Annotated in this window: 24 protein-coding genes and 1 tRNA gene; 16 read left to right on the top strand and 9 right to left on the bottom strand. The window is 63.8% G+C overall.

All coding sequences use genetic code 11. The annotated features are described in order from the left end of the window. Positions 1-39: 39 nt before the first annotated feature. From RMO25_RS09295 to hemE, 5 genes are all read right to left on the bottom strand, one after another. Positions 40-684, bottom strand: coding sequence for a TerC family protein (locus RMO25_RS09295; RefSeq protein ID WP_309662323.1), 645 nt, complete (start codon positions 682-684; stop codon positions 40-42). Positions 685-693: 9 nt separating this feature from the next. Next, positions 694-1,362, bottom strand: coding sequence for a YjbE family putative metal transport protein (locus RMO25_RS09300; RefSeq protein WP_309662324.1), 669 nt, complete (start codon positions 1,360-1,362; stop codon positions 694-696). 59 nt (positions 1,363-1,421) lie between these two features. Next, positions 1,422-2,678 (bottom strand): transcription termination factor Rho, encoded by a 1,257-nt coding sequence (gene rho / locus RMO25_RS09305; RefSeq protein ID WP_309662325.1) that lies wholly within the window; start codon positions 2,676-2,678, stop codon positions 1,422-1,424. A gap of 176 nt (positions 2,679-2,854) precedes the next feature. Then, positions 2,855-3,313 carry a CopD family protein gene (locus RMO25_RS09310; protein WP_309662326.1) on the bottom strand — a complete coding sequence of 153 codons (459 nt, stop codon included), beginning with the start codon at positions 3,311-3,313 and terminating at the stop codon, positions 2,855-2,857. Next, the gene (gene hemE, locus RMO25_RS09315; RefSeq protein ID WP_309662327.1) at positions 3,310-4,359 is read right to left on the bottom strand and encodes a uroporphyrinogen decarboxylase; all 1,050 of its coding nucleotides are present in this window, start codon (positions 4,357-4,359) and stop codon (positions 3,310-3,312) included. Before hemE ends, RMO25_RS09310 begins: the two co-directional genes overlap by 4 nt. A gap of 299 nt (positions 4,360-4,658) precedes the next feature. On the opposite strand from hemE, the gene RMO25_RS09320 reads away from it, so the two are divergent. The 9 genes from RMO25_RS09320 to RMO25_RS09360 all read left to right on the top strand — a co-directional run bounded on the left by RMO25_RS09320 (position 4,659) and on the right by RMO25_RS09360 (position 9,864). Next, positions 4,659-5,240 carry a nucleoside triphosphate pyrophosphatase gene (locus RMO25_RS09320; protein WP_309662328.1) on the top strand — a complete coding sequence of 194 codons (582 nt, stop codon included), beginning with the start codon at positions 4,659-4,661 and terminating at the stop codon, positions 5,238-5,240. Next, a complete protein-coding gene (gene coaE / locus RMO25_RS09325; RefSeq protein ID WP_309662329.1) occupies positions 5,237-5,830 on the top strand; it encodes a dephospho-CoA kinase in 594 nt (197 codons plus the stop codon). The genes RMO25_RS09320 and coaE overlap by 4 nt, the downstream gene beginning before the upstream one ends. Positions 5,831-5,837: 7 nt before the next feature. Beyond that, complete coding sequence (gene dnaQ, locus RMO25_RS09330; RefSeq protein ID WP_309662330.1) at positions 5,838-6,536, top strand: DNA polymerase III subunit epsilon; 699 nt, start codon at positions 5,838-5,840, stop codon at positions 6,534-6,536. A gap of 72 nt (positions 6,537-6,608) precedes the next feature. Continuing rightward, a complete protein-coding gene (gene hpf / locus RMO25_RS09335; RefSeq protein ID WP_309662331.1) occupies positions 6,609-7,172 on the top strand; it encodes a ribosome hibernation-promoting factor, HPF/YfiA family in 564 nt (187 codons plus the stop codon). Between the two features lie 75 nt (positions 7,173-7,247). Beyond that, positions 7,248-7,712: a PTS sugar transporter subunit IIA gene (locus RMO25_RS09340; protein ID WP_309662332.1), complete on the top strand. Its 465-nt coding sequence runs from the start codon at positions 7,248-7,250 to the stop codon at positions 7,710-7,712. Continuing rightward, positions 7,693-8,166: a PaaI family thioesterase gene (locus RMO25_RS09345; RefSeq protein ID WP_309662333.1), complete on the top strand. Its 474-nt coding sequence runs from the start codon at positions 7,693-7,695 to the stop codon at positions 8,164-8,166. Before RMO25_RS09340 ends, RMO25_RS09345 begins: the two co-directional genes overlap by 20 nt. Continuing rightward, positions 8,163-8,507 (top strand): DUF1491 family protein, encoded by a 345-nt coding sequence (locus RMO25_RS09350; RefSeq protein WP_309662334.1) that lies wholly within the window; start codon positions 8,163-8,165, stop codon positions 8,505-8,507. The genes RMO25_RS09345 and RMO25_RS09350 overlap by 4 nt, the downstream gene beginning before the upstream one ends. Positions 8,508-8,779: 272 nt before the next feature. Further along, complete coding sequence (locus RMO25_RS09355; protein WP_309662335.1) at positions 8,780-9,337, top strand: cell wall hydrolase; 558 nt, start codon at positions 8,780-8,782, stop codon at positions 9,335-9,337. A gap of 41 nt (positions 9,338-9,378) precedes the next feature. After that, positions 9,379-9,864: an MmcB family DNA repair protein gene (locus tag RMO25_RS09360; RefSeq protein WP_309662336.1), complete on the top strand. Its 486-nt coding sequence runs from the start codon at positions 9,379-9,381 to the stop codon at positions 9,862-9,864. Here RMO25_RS09360 and RMO25_RS09365 read toward each other — a convergent pair. After that, the gene (locus tag RMO25_RS09365; RefSeq protein WP_309662337.1) at positions 9,861-10,511 is read right to left on the bottom strand and encodes an ankyrin repeat domain-containing protein; all 651 of its coding nucleotides are present in this window, start codon (positions 10,509-10,511) and stop codon (positions 9,861-9,863) included. The two genes, RMO25_RS09360 and RMO25_RS09365, sit on opposite strands and share 4 nt — an antisense overlap. On the opposite strand from RMO25_RS09365, the gene RMO25_RS09370 reads away from it, so the two are divergent. Both RMO25_RS09370 and RMO25_RS09375 read left to right on the top strand, forming a co-directional pair. Next, entirely contained in the window at positions 10,510-10,968 is a 459-nt protein-coding gene (locus RMO25_RS09370) for a YcgN family cysteine cluster protein (protein ID WP_309662338.1), read from the top strand. The genes RMO25_RS09365 and RMO25_RS09370 overlap by 2 nt on opposite strands. After that, complete coding sequence (locus RMO25_RS09375) at positions 10,946-11,677, top strand: YgjP-like metallopeptidase domain-containing protein (protein ID WP_309662339.1); 732 nt, start codon at positions 10,946-10,948, stop codon at positions 11,675-11,677. The genes RMO25_RS09370 and RMO25_RS09375 overlap by 23 nt, the downstream gene beginning before the upstream one ends. On the opposite strand, the gene RMO25_RS09380 is transcribed toward RMO25_RS09375, so the two are convergent. After that, complete coding sequence (locus tag RMO25_RS09380) at positions 11,627-13,768, bottom strand: PBP1A family penicillin-binding protein (protein ID WP_309662340.1); 2,142 nt, start codon at positions 13,766-13,768, stop codon at positions 11,627-11,629. The genes RMO25_RS09375 and RMO25_RS09380 overlap by 51 nt on opposite strands. A gap of 252 nt (positions 13,769-14,020) precedes the next feature. On the opposite strand from RMO25_RS09380, the gene RMO25_RS09385 reads away from it, so the two are divergent. The 4 genes from RMO25_RS09385 to RMO25_RS09400 all read left to right on the top strand — a co-directional run bounded on the left by RMO25_RS09385 (position 14,021) and on the right by RMO25_RS09400 (position 18,899). Continuing rightward, positions 14,021-14,497, top strand: coding sequence for a DUF4402 domain-containing protein (locus RMO25_RS09385; protein ID WP_309662341.1), 477 nt, complete (start codon positions 14,021-14,023; stop codon positions 14,495-14,497). A gap of 160 nt (positions 14,498-14,657) precedes the next feature. Further along, complete coding sequence (locus RMO25_RS09390) at positions 14,658-15,173, top strand: DUF4402 domain-containing protein (protein WP_309662342.1); 516 nt, start codon at positions 14,658-14,660, stop codon at positions 15,171-15,173. A 190-nt stretch (positions 15,174-15,363) separates the two neighbouring features. Next, entirely contained in the window at positions 15,364-16,194 is an 831-nt protein-coding gene (locus RMO25_RS09395) for a molecular chaperone (RefSeq protein ID WP_309662343.1), read from the top strand. Between the two features lie 29 nt (positions 16,195-16,223). Further along, complete coding sequence (locus RMO25_RS09400; RefSeq protein ID WP_309662344.1) at positions 16,224-18,899, top strand: carboxypeptidase regulatory-like domain-containing protein; 2,676 nt, start codon at positions 16,224-16,226, stop codon at positions 18,897-18,899. A gap of 107 nt (positions 18,900-19,006) precedes the next feature. Here RMO25_RS09400 and RMO25_RS09405 read toward each other — a convergent pair. Next, positions 19,007-19,093: transfer RNA gene (locus RMO25_RS09405), tRNA-Leu, on the bottom strand. Between the two features lie 117 nt (positions 19,094-19,210). Between RMO25_RS09405 and RMO25_RS09410 the strand changes: the two genes are divergently transcribed. Further along, positions 19,211-19,483: a hypothetical protein gene (locus RMO25_RS09410; protein ID WP_309662345.1), complete on the top strand. Its 273-nt coding sequence runs from the start codon at positions 19,211-19,213 to the stop codon at positions 19,481-19,483. A 3-nt stretch (positions 19,484-19,486) separates the two neighbouring features. Here RMO25_RS09410 and RMO25_RS09415 read toward each other — a convergent pair whose 3' ends face one another. Then, the gene (locus tag RMO25_RS09415) at positions 19,487-20,401 is read right to left on the bottom strand and encodes a zinc-ribbon domain-containing protein (RefSeq protein WP_309662346.1); all 915 of its coding nucleotides are present in this window, start codon (positions 20,399-20,401) and stop codon (positions 19,487-19,489) included. Between the last annotated feature and the right edge of the window lie 41 nt (positions 20,402-20,442).

Here is a 20,442-nt window from a genome sequence, read left to right on the forward strand (position 1 = left end):
AACCCTACGCCGGATGCGACTACGCCCCAAGGCGCAAGCTCAGGACAACAGCGGCCCGATGTGCGGGACGGCGTCGTGCCAACCATCCCAGATCATCTTGCCAGCCACCCAGACGATCACCACCAGGCCGACGTAGGCGATCCAGCGGTAGCGTTCGATATATTTGGCGATGAAATTGGCGGCGACGCCCATCAGGATCACCGACAGGATCAGGCCGAAGACCAGGATCCACGGATGGTCCTGGGCCGCGCCGGCCACCGCCAAAACATTGTCGAGGCTCATGCTGACGTCGGCAATGGCGACGCCCCAGGCGGCCGCGGCGAAGGTCTTGGCGGATCTTACCCCCGAATGTTCGTCGCCGGCGACCTCCGACGACCCGCGCGATTCGCCGCTGTGGTGCAGCTCGCGCCACATCTTCCACGCGACCCACAGCAGCAACAACCCGCCAGCGAGGATCAGCCCAACGATCTGCAGCAGCTGGGTAACCAGCAAGGCGAAAGCAATCCGAAGCACCAAAGCGGCCAGCACGCCGATCAGGATCACCCGCTTGCGTTGCTCCGCTGGCAGGCCAGCGGCGAGCGCGCCAACGACGATCGCATTGTCGCCGGCAAGGACGATGTCGATCATCAGGATTTCGAAAAAGACACCAATCGCTTGCGGCGTCAGGAAAGCAGTCAGGTCCATGGGCCGATCCTAGCCGAGGCCCATCGCGTTCCTCAAGCCCAGCACATGCTCGCCGCCGACCCAACCTTCATAGATCATGGTCAGCGCGACGTAGAGAATCATCACCAGTCCGGCCCAGGCGATCCAGTGATAGCGCTGTACCAGCCGGGCAACGAGATTGGCGGCCAGGCCCATCAAAGTTACCGACAGCGTCAGGCCGATGAACAGCACCGCCGGATGCTCGCGCGCCGTAGCCGCGACCGCTAGCACGTTGTCGAGGCTCATCGAGAGATCGGCAACAGTCACCTGGATCGCGGCGCGGAGAAAGCTCTTGGTCCGCGGCGGTCCCTCAATCGCGGCGGTGGACGGGTCGTCGGCGATGACAATCTTCGTCGGCGTCAACTCGCGGTACATGTTGTAGGCGACCCACAGCAGCAGCAGGCCCCCGGCAACCAGCAGGCCGGTTATCTGCAGCAATTGGGTGGCGATCAGCGCGAAGCCGATCAGGAATATTAGCGCCATGCCGACGCCGAACATGATCACCCGCTTGCGCTCGCGCTCCGGCAAGCCCGAGGTAAGCGTGCCGATGATGACGACATTGTCGCCGGCCATGGTGAGGTCGATGAGGATCACCTGGCCGAGCGTCACCAGCCCGGCCGCGGTGAAGATGTCGGCGAAGTTGAACATGCCTGCGGGCATTTACGACTCCAGCATCGGCAAACCGACACGCATCAAGCGTGCCGGATTTGCCGGCTCAGCTATTGATTCATGCTCGCGAAGAAATCCTCGTTCGACTTGGCGTCCTTCATCTTGTCGAGCAGGAACTGCATCGCGTCGATGGTCCCCATCTGCATCAGTATCCGGCGCAGCACCCACATCTTGGTGAGTGTCGCCTGGTCGACCAGCAATTCTTCCTTGCGGGTACCGGACTTGCCGACGTCCAGCGACGGGAAGATGCGCTTGTCGGAGACCTTGCGGTCGAGGATGATTTCGGAGTTGCCGGTGCCCTTGAACTCTTCGAAGATGACTTCATCCATCTTGGAGCCGGTGTCGATGAGCGCGGTGGCAATGATCGACAGCGACCCGCCTTCCTCGATATTGCGAGCGGCACCGAAGAAGCGCTTGGGCCGCTGCAACGCATTGGCGTCGACGCCGCCGGTCAGCACTTTGCCCGAGCTTGGCACGACGGTGTTGTAAGCGCGGCCGAGGCGCGTGATCGAATCGAGAAGGATGACGACGTCCTTCTTATGCTCGACCAGGCGCTTGGCCTTCTCGATCACCATTTCGGCGACCTGGACGTGGCGGCTGGCGGGCTCGTCGAAGGTCGAGGAAATCACCTCGCCTTTGACCGACCGCTGCATGTCGGTGACTTCCTCGGGCCGCTCGTCGATTAGCAGCACGATCAGGAACACTTCGGGATGGTTGTCGGTGATCGCCCGGGCGATGTTCTGCAACAGCACGGTCTTGCCGGTCCTGGGCGGGGCGACGATCAACGCGCGCTGGCCCTTGCCCTGCGGCGCGACGATGTCGATCACGCGCGCCGACTTGTCCTTGATCGTCGGGTCGGCGCTGTCGAGGGTCAGCTTGCTATCGGGATAAAGCGGCGTCAAATTGTCGAAATTGACCCGGTGGCGGACCGCTTCGGGGTCGTCGAAATTGATCTGGGTGACGCGGGTCAAAGCGAAATAGCGCTCGCCGTCCTTGGGGCCACGGATCTCGCCTTCCAGCGTGTCGCCGGTGCGCAGGCCGAAGCGGCGGACGAGATTGGGGGCGACATAGATGTCGTCCGGGCCGGCGAGGTAATTGGCCTCGGGGCTGCGGAGAAAACCGAAGCCGTCGTTCAAAACTTCGATCGTCCCCATGCCCATGATCTCGGCACCGCTTTCGGCGCGGACCTTGAGGATCGAGAACATGATGTCCTGCTTGCGCAGGGTCGACGCGCCCTCGATGCCCAGCTCTTCAGCCATGGTGACGAGCTCGGCGGGGGTTTTCAGCTTGAGGTCTTTGAGGTGCATTGGGAGTCTTTTCTTGGGTTGGAAGCCTGGGCTTTTAAAGCAAAGCGGATGCGGCAGGACGCTGCACCATGGGAAACGGGCACCGGCGATTTAAAGAAACTGGCCGATGGAAGCCGCCTGATCTGAAGTATGGACGCGAAGGCCCCGTGTCAATCAGCGCGGCGCCACGAAAGCGGCTAAAACGGACGAACAATCACCAGCACGACGATCAAGGCGGCGGCAATACCAGGGACTTCGTTCATGATGCGCAGTGTGCGATTCTCGAGCTCGCGCTTGCCGGCGGCGAGCGATTTTCCGTAGGAACCGAGCCAACCCTGATAGCCAGTCAGCCCGACGACTAATGCCAGCTTGGCCGAAAACCACCACTGCCCGAAGACATTGAGGTGAAAGGCCAGCATCAGCCCCAACACCCAGACGATCAGCATTGCCGGCATCAGGATGATCGTGCGAACGCGGTCCTCGCGCTCGATCCAGGCCCGATCCTCGGCCGACCCCGGGGTGGTCGCGTGGTGGTAAACGTAGAAGCGCGGCAGCAGGAACAGCCCGGCCATCCAGAAAATCACGAAGGTGACGTGCGCCGCCTTCACCCATGGGTAGGCATCGCCGAGAAAACCGGTGAGATTGACGCCGGTCATTTGCCCCCCTTCAGCATCGCCATCAGCTCCTCGACATGCGCGATCGGGGTTTCCTGCAAGATGCCGTGCCCGAGATTGAAGATGTGCGGGCGCTCGGCCAGCGCGTCAAGGATGCGACGCACCGAACTCTTCAAGGCGTCACCGCCGGCGAGCAAAGCGAGTGGATCGAGATTGCCCTGGACCGGTAGTCGCTTGGGCAATTCCTTGTGCGCCCACGCCGGGTCGACGGTTTCGTCGAGGCCAATAGCCGAGACTTTAGTTTCGCGCGCATAAGCGCCAAGCTTGCCGCCGGCACCTTTGGGAAAGCCGATCACCGGAACCCCCGGGTGACGGGCTTTCAACCGCTCAACCAGGCGCGCCGTGGGTCCGATGACCCAGTGTTCGAACTCCACCGGCGCCAGGCTTCCCGACCAGCTGTCGAACAATTGCACAGCGTCGGCGCCGGCAAGGATCTGGCCGCTGAGATAATCGAATGTAGCCGCTTCGATCCGCTCGATGATCACGGCGAAGCGGCCGGGATCGCCATAGGCCAGCCGCCGCGCCGGCGACTGATCACGGCTGCCTTCGCCAGCGATCATGTAGGTGGCTACCGTCCATGGCGCGCCAGCAAAGCCAATCAACGTGGTCGCCGGATCGAGCCTGGCCTTGACCCGCGCGACGGTCTCGTAAATCGGCTCGAGCCGAGCCGGAAACGGATTGAGATCCTCAAGCGCCGCACTGGCAAGTGGCGGTGTCAGGCGCGGCCCTTCACCGGCGACAAAGCTCAGATTCTGGCCGAGCGCGAACGGGACGATGAGAATATCCGAAAACAGGATCGCGGCGTCGAGCGGAAATCGCTTGAGCGGCTGAAGCGTAACCTCGGCCGCGGCCTCGCTGTCATAAACCAGGTCGAGAAAACCGCCCTTGGCCGCTCGCAGTTCACGATATTCGGGAAGATAACGACCAGCCTGGCGCATCATCCAGACGGGTGGAGGGTCGCGCCGTTCGCCTTTGAGAACGGCAAGCAAGGGCTTGGCTCGGTCGTCCGGGGTCTTACGGGACGTCATGGCCACCCTCTTATTCTCCCTTATTATATATATAAGATTCTATAGTTGATGATGATGGTCAGCGGGTCGTGGGGTTTAGGCGCGCCTCCCGAAATTGCCAACAAGCGAGGCGCAATCCCGGTCGCAGGAATCCGCCGAGTCGATGCCAACCGTGCCCACGATTCACAGGCTGGGGGTTATCTGGTTGTCCCGGGGATGAATCATCGGACAAGCCGAGTCCAATTGGGCATAAGCCGGATATTGAGCCCGTCCCCACCGGCGGGCTAGGACAGATCAGCAGTTTTCCACAAGGTTATGCCGTGCGCATCGTGCTCGCCTCTTCAAGCGCCATCCGCCAGTCGATGCTCGCGGCTGCGGGGGTCGATTTCGACGTCGCTTCGCCGCAAGTCGACGAGGCCGCGCTCAAAGCCGCAGCTTTGCTGACCGATGATCTTGCTGCCGATCTCGCCCAGGCCAAGGCGTTGAGTATCAGCCAGGCGCGTGTCGGCGACTGGGTGATTGGCAGCGATTCAGTCGTCAGTGTCCAGGGTCGCCAGTTCGATAAGCCCATCGATCGGAGCCAGGCCGCCGAGCATCTGCAGTTCTTCTCCGGCAAGACCATTCAACTGACCAGCGCCGTCGCCCTTGCTCGTGGTAATGCGATCGAGTGGACCCATGCCCAGACCGCCGCGCTGGAAGTCCGGTCGCTGTCCGAAGCGTTTATCGCTGGCTATCTGGACGCGGAATGGCCCGCCGTCGGCCATTGCGTCGGCGCGTTTCGGATGGAAGGGCGCGGCGTGCAATTGTTCAGCAGCATCGAAGGCGACCATTTCACCATCCTCGGCATGCCGCTGATCCCGCTTCTCGGCGCGCTGCGTGATCGTGGGGCGTTACCCGCATGATCCCAATCGCACTCACCGGGTCGATCGGCATGGGCAAGTCAACGGTCGCTGGCATGTTCGAACGTGCCGGTGTCCCGGTGTTCGATGCCGATGCCGAAGTGCGCCGGCTGCAGGGGGCGGGCGGGGCGCTGGTCGCGGCAATTGGCAAGCGCTTTCCCGGCAGCGTGCGCGATGGCGCGGTCGATCGAGAAGCGCTGTCGGTATTGGTGCTGGGTCAGGCCGATGAACTCGCCGCGCTGGAAGCGATCGTCCACCCGGCGGTGCACCACGCGCGAACCCGCTTCATCCTCGATCATGGCGACTCGCCGGCGCTGCTGTTCGACATCCCCTTGCTGTTCGAAACCGGCGGTGATGGCGCGTTCGACAAGGTCATCGTAGTCTCGGCGCCAGCGGACATTCAGCGCCAGCGGGTACTGGCGCGGCCCGGCATGACGCCCGAGAAACTGGACGCCCTGCTCGCCCGGCAACTGCCCGACGAGGACAAGCGCGCGCGCGCCGATTTCGTCATCGATACCAGCGGACCGCTCGAACAGACCGAGCGCCAAGTAGAGCAAATTCTGGCTTGTCTCGGACTGGCGGCGGGTGAATAGGAGAGCGGTGCGGGAGATTATTTTCGATACCGAAACCACAGGCCTCAATCCGGCCGGCGGCGACCGCATTGTTGAAATTGGCTGCATCGAAATTTTCAACCGGGTTGAAACCGGTCGCCACTTCCACGCCTATTTTAATCCCGAACGGCCGATGCCGAGCGAGGCCGAAGCGGTTCACGGGCTGAGCAATATCTTCCTGTCGGACAAGCCGCGGTTCGGCGAACGGGCCGAAGAATTGCTCGCTTTCATCGAAGATTCGCCTTTGGTCGCGCACAATGCGAGCTTCGATTTCGGCTTCCTCAATCACGAGCTGGAACATTGCGGCCGACCCCGGGTGTGCACCAGCCGGATGGTCGACACCTTGGTCCTCGCTCGCACGCGCCATCCGGGCGCCAAGCACAGCCTCGACGCTTTGTGTACGCGGTTCGGCGTCGATCGCAGCCAGCGGGTCAAGCACGGCGCCTTGCTCGACGCGCAATTGCTGGCGCAGGTCTATGTCGAGCTGACCGGCGGCCGGCAGATCGGCCTTGGCCTGGTCGCCGATACCCGGGCTGTCGACGTTGTCGGCAACGGCCAGACGGTGGTGGCGCGCGAAGCACGCGAGCCACGCCCGCATCATGCCGCGCCCGAGGAGATCGAGCGCCATCGCGCGTTTATCGCCAAGCTGGTCAACCCGCTGTGGGCGCGCTTCGCCCCGGCCGGCTGACGGGTTAAGTTGACGAAAGTTCGGCGCGGGTACTAAGCCGCGCCGCCCAACCATCGAGAGGAGCCAGTCCAAGTGGACGTTCGGGTCGCAGGTCACCAGGTCGACACCGGCGAATCGCTGCGCGAGCATGCGATCGGCCGCATGGAAGAAATGACCGAGAAATATTTCTCGCGGGCGATTGCCGCCAATGTGACGTTCGGCCGCGGGCCGCACAATGACTTCACCTGCGACATTGTCGCGCCCGTCGCCCAAGGTGTCGTGCTCAAGGCATCGAACCGCGGGGCCGAGGCTCAGCTGGCGTTTAACGGCGCCGCCGACCGCATCGAAACGCAGCTTCGCCGCTACGTGAAGCGGCTGCGCGAACATAAGGCCGACGGCGAACAGCCCTATGTCGAGAATGCCGGCTACACGGTTCTGGCGGCGCCACAGGACGATGACGAAGTTTCGACCAACCCGGCGATCATTGCCGAAACCCGGGCCGACATTCCGGAAGCCAGCGTATCCGACGCGGTGATGCTGATGGACCTTCGCAACACCAATGCGCTGATGTTCAAAAACTCGGCGTCGGGCGCCTTCAACATGATTTACCGACGAGAGGATGGAAACATCGGCTGGGTTGAGCCGCACGAGGTCTGACCCCCATTTCCAATTGCGGCCGGCGTGCGATGCACTGACCGTTCTTAAAGTGCGTTTCCTTTGTAGAGTGCAGCCATGCAGCTTTCCGAGTTCCTCGATTTCGATGCGATCAAATCCGCTTTCCCCGGCGGCAGCAAACGCTCGCTCCTGCAACAGCTCGCCCATTTGGCCGGGCAACGGCTGGGGCTGGACTCCGCCGCCATCCTGGCGAGCCTCGCCGAACGCGAGCGCCTAGGCTCGACCGGGTTTGGCCAAGGCGTCGCCTTGCCCCACGGCAAGATCCAGGGACTGACGCGGATTTATGGCCTGTTTGTGCGGTTGGGCGAACCGGTCGATTTCAAGGCGCTCGACAAGGTCCCGGTCGATCTCGTCTTCCTGCTGCTGTCGCCCCCCGAAGCGGGCGCCGAGCATTTGAAAGCGCTGGCCGCAATCAGCCGCGTGACCCGTTATGCGCCGACGCTCGAGAAGATGCGTGGGGCGCGCAGCCGCGATGCGCTGGCAGCGGTATTGCTGGGGGCTGATGAGCGCGAAGTCGCCTAAAGCTGCAACCGGCGAGGACGCGCACTTCCGCAGTCTGGAAGCACTGTACCGCTCGGCTCCGATCAATCGCCAATATCGGTCGGCGCTGACCATCACCGGCCCTGGGCGGTCGGAGATCAGTTTTGCCGTCGACGAAACCAGCTTTCATGCGGCCAATGCGGCGCATGGCACGATCTATTTCAAGATGCTCGACGACGCGGCTTTTTATGCCGCCAACAGCCTCATCAGCGACCGCTTCCTGTTGACCACCGCGTTCAACCTCCACTTCACCAAGCCGATGCGCGGCGGCGAAGCGATCGCGGAAGGTCGCTGGATTAGTGGCAAACGGCGTGTGCTGGTCGCCGAAGCGCGGATCATCGATGCCGAGGGCGAGGAGTGCGCGCGCGGCACCGGCACCTTCCTTCGGTCGCACATCGCGTTGAGCGGACTCGCCGGTTATCGCGCCAAGCCATGAGCAATGAGCGATTGCCGTCGGCGGTTGAAGCGGCGGGTTTGATCCGGCGCGTGGCCGCCAACGGTGACTTCGCGACCATCATCAAGAAAGGCGATCAGGACCGCGGCGCGCTCTTGCTGGTGATCAGCAGCCGGGGTCGCCATGCCGGCTGTCTCGAGCGCACGCTGACCCTGGACGGGGCCTATCTGTGGCAAAGCGTTGGGCCGCCAGAATCATCTGGTTCCGATGAAATCCGCGAATTCCTCGCGAAACGCACTCGTTTCGACGCGGATTTGTGGACAATTGAACTGGACGTCGCGGACGCGGAACGATTCATCGCTGAAACGACCGCTTTGGGTTGACCGCATCGTTCCGGCCCCGGACAAGCGGGTTTCTGAACGGAGAGCGGGGAGCATATTTTGGCCGAATCCTCGGCGAAATATGGCGCGCGAGACGGGGAACTTCCCAGGTAGCCAGGAGCGGATTGTCCGCCAGTAGCGGCTTACCAGTGGGGCGGTTAACCGCATAAAATACGGTATGCATGTTGCCTTCGTTACGTACAGCGCTGCTGGTGATTGCCGCGCTTAGCGGGAGTTCGGTTGCGCCGGCCCAGGTCGGCCCGGCGTCCGAACCGATGATGATTCCGCTGAACAGCGCCGTGCTGCCCCAGACGGTCGTGCCGCAGATTCTGTCGGTGGACCCGGCCCGGCCAGCTCAAACGGTCGATACCGCTGATTCCCAATCCGACGAACTGGTCCCCTTGCCGGCCAAGCCGACGGGCGACTTGGCGTCGATGGTCGCGCAACTGCGCGCGTCCGAAGCCGGAAGCCATGAGCTCAATTGCCTGGCGGTCGGAATCTATTTCGAATCCAAGAGCGAACCATTGTCCGGCCAGCTCGCGGTCGGTGACGTGATCGCCAACCGGGCCAATTCCAAGGGTCGCTTCCCGCCATCCTATTGTGGCGTCCTATTCCAGCGCGGCCAGTTTTCGTTCGTTCGCGGCCATGCGCTGCCGGCGGTGCCCCGGGCCAGCCGCCAATGGCAGACCGCCGTCGCGATTGCCCAGATCGTCGACCGCGACCTGAAGGCCTCGGCGGCACCCCGGGCATTGTTCTTTCATGCTCGCCGGGTTTCCCCGGGCTGGAAACTGACGCGCGTCGCTTCGATCGGCAATCACATCTTCTACCGCTAGGGCGGCTTTCGTTCATTCCCCTTATGTTCTAATCAGCGGCGATGGAAGTCGTCGTTGATTCCCCTTGCTTCGCCGAGGCGTCGCCGATTGCTGGCGATGTCGCCCGCGGAGTCACCCGGCTATTCTGCCGGCGCGATCTGTTCGCCATCTGCGAAGTGCCGCTGCCCAATGGGCGACGGGCCGACATGATGGCGATCGATGCCAAGGGCGGTCTCACCATCGTCGAGATCAAGGTCGCCAAAGCCGATTTGGTCAACGATGCCAAATGGACCGACTATCTTGAATATTGCGATCACTTCTTCTGGGCGGTGCCACCGTATTTGGCCGCGATCCTCGAGCAGGAGCGCTATCTTCCGGGAGCCGCGGGCCTGATCGTCGCCGACCGTTACGATGCCGCGATCATGCGGGACGCTTTGCACCGGCCGTTGGCGCCGGCTCGCCGTAAAGCGGAGTTGCTGCGTTTTGCCCGCCGCGCGGCGCGGCGCTTGTCGGCGCAAATCGATCCGACGCTTGGGGATGGAAGCTAGCGGGCCGCGGCTGCTGGCTTCGGTTTCTTGGCCTCGATCAGCTTTAGCATTTCACCGCCGCGACTATTCCGCTTGGCATAATCGCGCGCCGAATATCCTTGCGCGGAATCGGTCTTGTCCGGGTTGGCTCCCAAACCGAGCAGCAACTTGACGAGAGGAATTTGGTGCTGTTGGACGGCGAGAATCAGCGCGGTTTCGCCCATGCGATTGGCCGCGTCGACTTTCGCGCCCCGCGAAATCAACCAATGGGCGGCGTCTTCGAAACCGACCCGGGCCGCGGTGATCAGTGGCGTGTCGCCATTGCGCGCCGGGAGGTTGGCATCAGCGTCGTGGTTGAGCAAATAGCCGGTCCAGTCCGGATCGCGCTCAGTGATCGCGACGATCAGCCCGGTATCACCCAGCCCATCGCGGGCATTGACGATGGTCGGGCGGCTTTCCAACAGCTCCAGCGCCTTGCCGCTATCGCGAGCGCGCACCGCGGCGACGAACTTGTCGCCGTCGAAGCCTTGATTGACCTGAGCCCCAACTGGCGTTGCCGAGAAACCTATCGCAATCACCATCGCCAGAAACGCTTGCTTACCCGTCATCACACTCTTTCGCCCCGACTTGATCGCCGCCCGATAGCAGACCACTGATAAGCTTGTCATGAACGATGCCCATCCATCCTCGAATCAGGCGCCTTTTTGGGAACAGCCATTGGCGTCGTTGGACCGCGGTCAGTGGGAAGCCTTGTGCGACGGGTGCGGCCGATGCTGCTTGCACAAGCTCGAGGACGAGGAAACCGGCATTCTGTATCCGACCAACGTGGCCTGCAAATTGCTCGACCGGAAGCACGGCCGCTGCACCGATTATAAGCATCGCAAGGGGCTCGTTGCCGATTGCGTCGTGCTCGATCGCAAGACAATCGGGTCGCTCGATTGGCTTCCGGAAACCTGCGCCTACCGGCTGCGCGCCAATGGCGAGCCGCTGCGGGCGTGGCATTATCTGATTTCGGGCAGCCGCGAGAGCGTTCACGAAGCGGGCCAGTCGACCCGCGGCTGGACCGTCAGCGAAGTCGACGCGGGGGACAATCTTGAATTTCATGTCGTCGAGCGCGCGCTCTAAGGAGCTCGTCGTCCATCCCGAGCTACCGGTGCCGGTGGAAATCCACCCGGTGCGCGGCGCGCGGCGGTTGCGGCTACGGTTCGACGAGCGTCGCGGCGTCCTCAAGCTGACCTGCCCAATTCGCACCAGTCGCCGCAACGCAATGGCCTGGGCGGTCGAGCAACGCGACTGGGTCGACGCCCAGATCGCCGACGTGCTGCCGGGCGAACCGTTTGCGCCCGGCGCAACAATACCAATCGACGGGCGGGAGACCCGGCTCATATGGACAGCAGGCGAATCCCGGATCCCTGGCTTGGCCGACGGGGCGCTGCGTTGCGGCGGCCCCGAAAGCATGGTCCCGCGGCGCGTCGAAACCTTCCTCACGCGGCTCGCGATTGACACGCTGTCATGTGAAACGGCCGCGGTCGCCGCTGCGGCCGGCGTATCGCCCCGTTCCGTTACCGTCGGCGACGCCAACGCCCGGTGGGGCAGCTGTTCGGCCGAGCGGCGCATCCGCTATAGTTGGCGACTGATTCTCGCGCCGCCGCCGGCGCGCCGCTACGTCGTCGCCCACGAAGTTGCCCACCTCGTCCATCTCGATCACGGGCCCGCATTCCGGAAACTGGAGAAGCGCTTGTTCGCCGAGCTATTCGAAGGTGACGTGGATACGGCGCGGACCCTATTGCGCGCCGTCGGGCCGCGGCTGAAGCGGATCGGGCGCGGGGGCTGAACGCAGCTCTGGCTGCCGCGGTGGCGGTGAGCGCGTTACCAGCGGCGCCGTCTGTGGCGGTGGTTGCCGCGGGGCACGTTCGCTGCCGCGTTTCAGGATTTCCTCGGGCCACTGCCCTTCGACGCCGGTACCGTCGGGACGAATGGCGCCGGGCTGGCCTGGCTGGCCAAGCGGCTGACCGGTCCCGGCATCGCCTGGTAATGGATTGCCGTCGGCATCGACCAGTGGCGCAACGCCATTTTCCACCGGCGGCAAGCCCCAGGTTTCTTCGTCGGGCTCGAGTTGCCAGTCGGGCACCGGAACCTCGGTTTCGAACTGTTCAACGGGTCGTCGCGCGACGGCACTGATCATGAAGTCGTGGAACGCCCGGGCCGGCGCCGTACCGCCCTGCAAACCCGCAATCGGGCGGGCGTCGTCGCGGCCCATCCACACGCCGGCCGTAATGCCGCTCGAAAAGCCGATGAACCAGCCGTCCTTGTTGGAGCTTGTCGTGCCCGTTTTGCCGGCCACCGGACGGCCAATCTGCGCCGCGCGGCCGGTGCCAGTCAGCACCGCGGACTGCAGCAGGTCGGTCATCTCCGCCGCGACCCAGGGCGCCACCAGCACCCGCTCCTCGGTCGCCTCATGCTGATAGAGTTGCCGACCGTCGGCGGTCACGACCTTGCGGATCGCGTAAGGCGAAACCGCGACGCCATGGTTGGCGACCGACGCGAACGCCCGGGTCATGTCGACCAGCCGGACATCGCTGGTGCCCAAGACCATCGACGGGAACGTCGAAATCTTGCCGCTGATGCCGAAGCGCCGCGCCATATCGGCGATGGTGGCGAAACCCAGTTGCGCGCCGATCTTGGCGCTAACCGTGTTGATCGAGCGCGAGAACGCTTCGCGCAAGGTGACCGGCCCGACGTTGGTGCGGGTCGAATTGCGCGGGCTCCAACCGTCGATCGTGATCGGCTCGTCGACGATTGTGTCGGTCGGCTTCATGCCCGATTCGAGCGCCGACAAATAAACGAACAGCTTGAACGCCGAGCCCGGCTGCCGCTCGGCCTGAGTGGCGCGGTTGTAGAGCGAATCGACATAATCGCGGCCGCCGACCATCGCTCGCACGGCGCCGTCGCGATCGAGTGCGACCAAAGCCCCTTGCGCGCCGGCCGGGGCGTTGGCGGCGATCGCCTGGTCGGCCGCCGCCTGCATGTTGGTGTCGAGCGTCGTCCAGACGTCGATTGGCTCGCTGCTCTCGTCGATCAGGGTTTCGAGCTGGGGCAGCGCCCAGTCGGTGAAATAGCGAACGCTGTTCTGCTTGCTGGTCGGTTGTAACCGGATGGTGGCTGGATCGACCGAGGCGGCGGCGGCGGCGCTGACAAAGCCGTTCTGGACCATCGATTGCAGCACCACGCCGGAACGCTGCCGCGCCGCTTCGGCGTCGGCGGTCGGCGAATAATTCGATGGCGCCTTGACCAGTCCGGCGATGATCGCCGCCTCGCCCAGCGACAAGGAATCCGCGCTGTGGCCGAAGAAGCGCCGGGACGCGGCGTCGATGCCGTAAGCGCCGCCGCCGAAATAGACCCGGTTCAAATAGAGTTCGAGGATCTGGTCCTTGCTGAACTTGCGCTCGATCGCGAGTGCCAGGATGGCTTCCTTGACCTTGCGACCGAAGGTGCGGCTATTGGTGAGGAAGATGTTGCGTGCCAGCTGCTGGGTGATGGTCGAGCCGCCCTGGCTCCATCGCCCGGTGTCGAAGCGCACCTTGATCGAGCGGGCGACGCCGATTGGATCGACGCCGATGTGGTTGCGGAAGCGCTTGTCCTCGACAGCGATCATCGCCGCTCGCATCTGCGGCGGGATCTGGTCGTAGCGCAGCCACTGGCCGAAGCTTGGCCCCAGCGACACCAACACAGTGCCATTGCTGGATCGGACACGGATCATCTGGCCGAGATCGGCCCGCTTCGACAGGTCGCCGTAACTTGGCAGCGACGCCACCGCCACCGCGACCGCGACGATCAGCGCCAGGAGCGTGACCAAGCCGGTATAGGCCAGAACCTTGGCCGCGGTGACGAACGGCCGGCGGGGGGCAGTGGGAATGGGCGGCATCAAGTTGCGGATAGGTAGCCGAACACCGGGCGACAATAGCTATGCTGGGCTGTCGGTCTTGCCACTGTCATCTTTGGCAAACGATAAAGCGGCGGATTTGATGCCCCGGTTGAGCCATAAAGTGATCATTGCCCACCTATCGTCGGAATTGGGTTAGCCGGGGATTAACCCTGTTTTAGCCTGTCCCCAATAGGGTGACGGTCAATGAGGCGAAAACTGCTCCTCTTGCCGGTCCTTGCGCTCGCCGCGGGGATGTCCACCCTGGCCGCGCCGGCCGGGGCGCAATGCCGGCTGTGCGATACGCCGACCACGACGCGGGAGGATCCGTCGGGCGACGGCCCGGTCAGCCTGGAGATCGAGGCCAGCCTCGATTTCGACCGCCTGATCATGCTTGGCGACGGCGAAGGTTCGGCGACTCTGCTGCCCAACGGCCAGCGCAGCGTCAGCGGCATGATTGGCGACATGAGCGGCCGGGCGATGGTCGGCAGCGCCCTGGTTCATGGTGAAGCCGGCCGCGCGGTGCGGGTTGAGCTGCCGACGCGGATCGAACTCTATTCGCTCAGCGGCGCGCGAATCACCATCGAAGACATCGTCAGCGACCTGCCGGCCGGCGCCAAACTCGATTCGGCTGGTACCCTGGCGTTCCGATTCGGCGGCCGCTTGCACATTTCCGGCGATGCCGAGGGCGAGTATCGCGGTGATGTGCCCATTACGGTCGAGTATCTCTAGCCGCCTCTCGGGACGATAGGCCCCAGTTAGGACCAATCCCCAACGGACCGTTAACCATTTTCTTGAGCAAAGCCGTAAGCGCACGCGGTTAATGACGGCTCCACGGATGACCCACCGCTCGGGACAGCCGCTGACATTTCGACCAGTGGGGATTAAACATATGAAACTTCTTCGTACCGTTGCGGCCGTTGCCGCCCTTGCACTGACCGCCACGCCGGCGTTCGCTGCTCCGACTTCGCCCAACCAGAACGCGACTGCGACCGCCAAGATCGTCAAGCCGCTGACCCTGACCTGGGTGCAAAATCTCGATCTCGGCACGATCCTGCTGTCCGGCGCTGGTGCGTGGGGCGGTGCGGTTGTCGGCGTTTCGCAAGCGGGCGTCCTTAGCTGCGCCAACGTCAACGTCACCTGCTCGGGTGCCGTGCAGGCGGCGCGCTACAACGTTCGCGGCACCAACAACCAGCTGGTGACCATCACCGCGCCCAACGTCACTTTGACCAACGCCAACAATCCCCTGGATACGCTGTTGATGACCGTCAGCAGCCCAGGATCGGTCCTGCTCACCAACTCGGGTGCGCCGGGCAACGACTTCAACCTCGGCGGTTCGATCACGGTCGCGTCGACGACCGGTGACGGCGTCTATTCGGGCACCTTCAACGTGACCGTCGATTATTGATCTTATCGGGTCAACGCTCATCAAAGTGGGCCAAATGGAGGGGTCGCCGGCAACGGCGGCCCCTTTTCGTTGCGCACTTACGGCAGAGGGGCAGATGAATTTCAATCGTTATGGTTGACCGAATAATAACCATTCCGGAGGCAAGACGAGGCGGTCGCTCCACTTCGGAGCAAAACCGGGGATCGCCACGATGATGTTTTCTGCGAAGCCGACGCTGGCCGCGACTGCGCTTGCCGCGTCTCTTTTGACTGTTGCCATGCCCGCCCGCGCCGGCATCGGCGACTTGCTCGTCGCGCCGACCCGCCTGGTGCTCGACGGCCGCAAGGGCGCCGAGGTCATTCTCAACAATATTGGCGATGAGCCCGCCACTTACCGCATTTCGGTCGAATTCCGCCGGATGACGGCGGACGGTGGCCTGGCCGATGTCGCCGAGCCGACCGCCGAGGATAAGCTCGCCGAAGACATGATCGTCTTTGCGCCGCGCCGGGTGACGCTGGCACCGCACCAGCCGCAATCGGTGCGGGTGTCGGCCCGGGCGCCGCAAGGGCTGCCGGATGGCGAATATCGAGTCCATCTGCTGTTCCGGGCGATACCGCCCTCTCGGCCGGTGTCGGCCACGCAACTTGCCGCGGCCCCCAAGGGCGTCAGCTTCGCCCTGACCCCAATCTATGGTGTCACCATCCCGGTCATCGTCCGCTTTGGCAATCTCCAGGCACAGGCGGGGATCGCCAATGTCCATCTCGAAACCAGGGACGGCAAGCCAGCGGTGGCGCTCGACCTCAGCCGGTCGGGCGACCGCTCGACATTCGGCGAAGTCCGCGTGCTCAAGGCCGGGGTCAAGAACCCGATCGCCATCCAGAAAGCCGTCGCCGTTTATAAGGAAGTGGCGAGCCGGAAGGTGTCGATCCCGGTCGATGAGGCATTCAAGGGCGCATTGAGCGGCCCGGTGACGGTCCAGTATGTCGAAACCTACGACGATGGCTCGCATATGATCGCCGAAATCCAGGCGGTGTTGCGCTAAGGGCGGGCGGGGGTTCGAGAGCTAATAATATGCTCCCCGGCGCCAAATGGCTGAGCCGGCTGGCGACGCTGGCGGCGCTCGGCTGCACGGCGGCGGTCGGCGCCTCGACGTCGATACCCGCGGCCAGCGGCTGGACCGCCGATCCCGACGACCAGTTCCTACTCGAAGTGCACATCCGCCAGCTGCGGCTCGGCGATGGCGTGCGCGCCTACGCCACGCCCGAAGGCACCTGCATCGTCTTCGGCGACTTCTTGAGCACGCTCGATGTACCGATGAAGATCGACCTGACGTCCAAAAAGGCCAGTGGCTGGGCGTTCAAGGAGCAGAATCGCATCGCCATCGACCTCGCCGCCCAGGTCGCGACCTATCGCGGCACCAGTGAACCGATCGCCGCCGGGACGGTGCGCGAAACGCCGCAGGGCTGGTGCGTCGAGACCGCGGCCTTGGCCCGCTGGTTCGGGATCGGCGTCAAGCCGATGACCTCGGGCTCGGCGGTGTTCCTCGAATCCGCGGCAAAATTGCCGGTCGAGCTGGCGGTCGAACGCCAGTTGCGCGCCGCCCAGATCAAACCGGCCAAATTCGACCTGTCGACGTTGCCGCAGGTGCGCCTGCCCTATCGCATGTGGCGCGCGCCGGCGCTCGACTTCGTGGTCAGCGGCGGCGTTACCTATCGCGCCCATGACGGCGTTAAGGTGGATCGCCATACCGCGGTCTATGCCGCCGGTGAGATCGCCCATCTGTCTTATGACGCGCAGTTGTCGACGACCCAGAAGGGCATTCCCAACGCTTTGCGCCTGCGCGCTTACCGCTCCGACCCCGAAGGCGGGCTGCTTGGGCCGCTCAAGGCCACGCATTTCGGCTTTGGCGATGTCGCCGGGCTCGACAGCCGGTTGACCGGGTCGTCGACCAGCGGCCGCGGCGTGGTGGTCACCAATCGCCCGTTGTTCGCCCCGACGGCGTTTGACCGCACCCGCTTCGAGGGCGACCTGCCCATTGGCTGGGACGCGGAAATCTATCGCAACGACGAGCTTTTGGCCTTTGCCAAGCCGACTTCCGATCAACGCTATCACTTTGAAGACGTTCAGCTTCTCTACGGCGAGAACCGAATTACTATCGTCCTTTACGGTCCCCAGGGTCAGATCCGGAACCGCGAGGAAATGATCAACGTCGGCCAGGACAATGTGCCGGCCGGCAAGACCTGGTATTGGGCCGGCGCCAACCAACCGGGTCGCGATTTGATATCTTTCGAGCACCCGCCCGATGGCACCGGCCTGCCGAAAGCCCAAGCCGCCATTGCCATTGAACATGGTCTCGACCAGCGCACCTCGGTCGGGGCGATGGCGCGCATGATGCTGATCGACGACCAGCGGCTGACTTTTGTCGAAGGCACCGTGCGGCGCTCAATCGGCCAGGCGATGATCGAAGTCGGGGTGGCTGGCGAAACTTCGGGCGGAAAGGCCGCGCGGGCCCAGCTTTTGGCCAAATTTGGCAGCGTCAACGTCAGCGCGGAGATCGTTGCTGCGAATGATTTTCATTTGCAGGGAAGCCGCGCGTCAAGCTTGCGCGACTATCGCGTGGCGCTCGATGCCCCGATTCGACTGGGGCGCACGGTGCTGCCCGCGCACGCCGATCTGCACCTGACCGACCGGCTTGACGGCACCAAGCAGCTGGAGGCGGCGGCGCGGCTGTCGGCCAACCTTGACCGCTTCAATCTCGCCACCGACTTGCGCTACCGCAAACAATATCTCCACTCTGGACCGTCGCCGCCTGGCGAATTCAATGTGGCTCTGATCGGCACCGGCCGCGTCGGCAGTGTCCGTTTGCGCGGATCGAGCAGCTTTGATGTCGCCCCCCAGGCGCGGTTCCGCACGGCGGAGCTGTCGGCCTATTGGTCGGCGTCGGACACCGTCGATTGGGAAGGCGGCCTAGTCTATGACGCGGCGGCCCATCGCGGCAACGCCCGGATTACGCATATCCGCCGGTTGAATTCGATGGCCATCGCCGTCACCGGCGAAGCGGCCACCGATGGCTCGCTGGCGGTCGGCTTCAACCTCAACTTCTCGCTCGATCCGGGCGGCGGGTTCAAATTGTCGCGCCAGCCACTGGCCGCCGCCGGCGCCGTCAACGCGCAGGTTTACCGCGACCTCAACGATAATGGCATCCACGACCCGTCGGAGCCGTTCGAAAAGGGCGCTTTGGTCACCACCGGCCGCCGCCTGTCGGAAAAAGCCACGGATGCCACAGGCTCGGTGTTGGTCGGCGGCCTCGCCACCTTCACTCCGGTGACCGTCGGCATTGATGAGAGCAGCCTTGCGGATCCGATGCTGGTTCCGCGAACAGCGCTGCAAGTGGTGGTCCCGCGGCCCGGGGTTCCAGCCTCGGTCGAAATCGGCCTCGTCGGCGGTGGTGATATCGAAGGCGCGATCGTCAAAAGCGGCGGGCTCGGCTTCGAAGGCCTCGGGCTTGAGCTGGTCGATGCTTCGGGCAAGGTGATGGCCACGGCCCAGTCCGACTTCGACGGTTTCTTCCTGTTCGAACGCGTGCCCTACGGCGACTATCGCATCCGCTTGTCCAGCGATTCCGCCGCTGCGGCGCACCTGGCGCGCGACCTCAACGTCACCGTCTCGGTCAGCGCGGCAAAATCGATCGTTCGGCTGGGCTCGATCCATGTCGAGCCGCCCCCCAGGATCGCGTCGCGCGAATAAACGTCGTCGCGCGGGAATGGCCACCCATGGCTTAGTTGTCTGGCACGACTTTACGGCGTGTCGTTGGCCGATTGATAATGCCTCGCATAAACGAGACTTTGTGGGGCTGGTGCGGTCGAGAAGACTCGAACTTCCACGGCCTTTCGGCCACAGCGACCTCAACGCTGCGCGTCTACCAGTTCCGCCACGACCGCACGTCATGAAAAGCCAGGATGGGACACCCACCCACTGGAGAGGCGCGGCGTCTAGCAAAGGGCATGGGGGCAGGCAATGGCGCCTGCCCTGCCTCCGATCGTCCCGCTTCGGGACGCATGGTTAAGACCCCATTTACCATATCGCCCCTGGTGCGTTACGCCATCGGGATGGTCATTGTCGCTCTAGCCGCGCTTGCCGCAACCCTAGTGCCGCAAGCGCCGACGCCGGTTTCCCCCGGGCGTCAGGCGCAAGCGACAGTGACCATCCTCGCCAGCGCGTCGCTACGATTCTCCGACATCGCCCGGGATCACCCCAAAAAGCTGCGCGAAACCCTCATTCGGGCGGCGGATGGCTCGGTGCAAACGGTCAAGCTGGTCGAATTCGAATAGGCCTCAGGTCTTGGCATCGCCCAAGGTGATGGTCAGCTCGTCGCCGCCGGCCGGGACATTGACCTCGGCGCTGTTGAACGTCGCGCTGGCGCCCGGCGGCAGGATCCGCGCCGGCGGAGCGATCGTCCAGCTATAGACCAATTTGCCCTTCTGGTTGCGCAATTGCGCCTGGATTGGCGGGACGTTCTGATTCTCGTCGGTCGGGTTGATGACGCGACCACTGACGGCGAGCAATTCATTGCCACTGGCCAATTTCTGGCGGTCGCTGTGGGTCATCATCAGCTGTAGCGGCGTCTCGCCTGCATCGGCGATCCCGACTCGCTCTTTCCACGATGCCGGCGCCAGGAACCAGAATGCCGCTGCCACCGCGGCAATCAACAAGGCCGCCAGCAGGATCTTGAACAACGGCCCGCGTGACTCCGGCTCATCGGGCTCGCGCAGCACGAACGGGCTGAATTCATCGTCCTCGGTCGGTTGTTCCACCGCCGGCGTCGGCTCGCCACCATTGGCCTGCGCCTCTCGAGCGATGGCATCCAGTTCCGACTCGACGGGGATGGTCTCGGACTCCCGGATCGTTCCCTCCGGCTCCTCGGTGGCCGCGAATTCATCGCCAAAGTCCGGCGGCGAAATCGGCGCATATCCGGCGGGCGCCTCGCCAGCCTCTCCAGCCTCGCCGGCGATTTCGGCGGCCAGCGCCGCTTCTTCATACGCACGTTCTTCGGCTTCGGGGCCGCTGCTTGGATCGATCTGCAGCGCTTCGGCGAGCGACTCCTCGCCATCTTCCACAAAGGCCGGCGGTTCCGCGTCCTGGTGCCAGCTGTGCTTGCACGACGCGCAGCGGACCTGGCGACCGTGTGGCGGGATCGCCCCGTCCTTCACCACATATTGGGTGCCGCAGGATGGGCAGGTGAGGATCATCGGCAATAGCCCTTATTCGGACGACTAACGCCCTGTAATCC

Source organism: Sphingomonas sp. (genome assembly GCF_031361285.1).
Lineage (GTDB): Bacteria > Pseudomonadota > Alphaproteobacteria > Sphingomonadales > Sphingomonadaceae > Sphingomicrobium.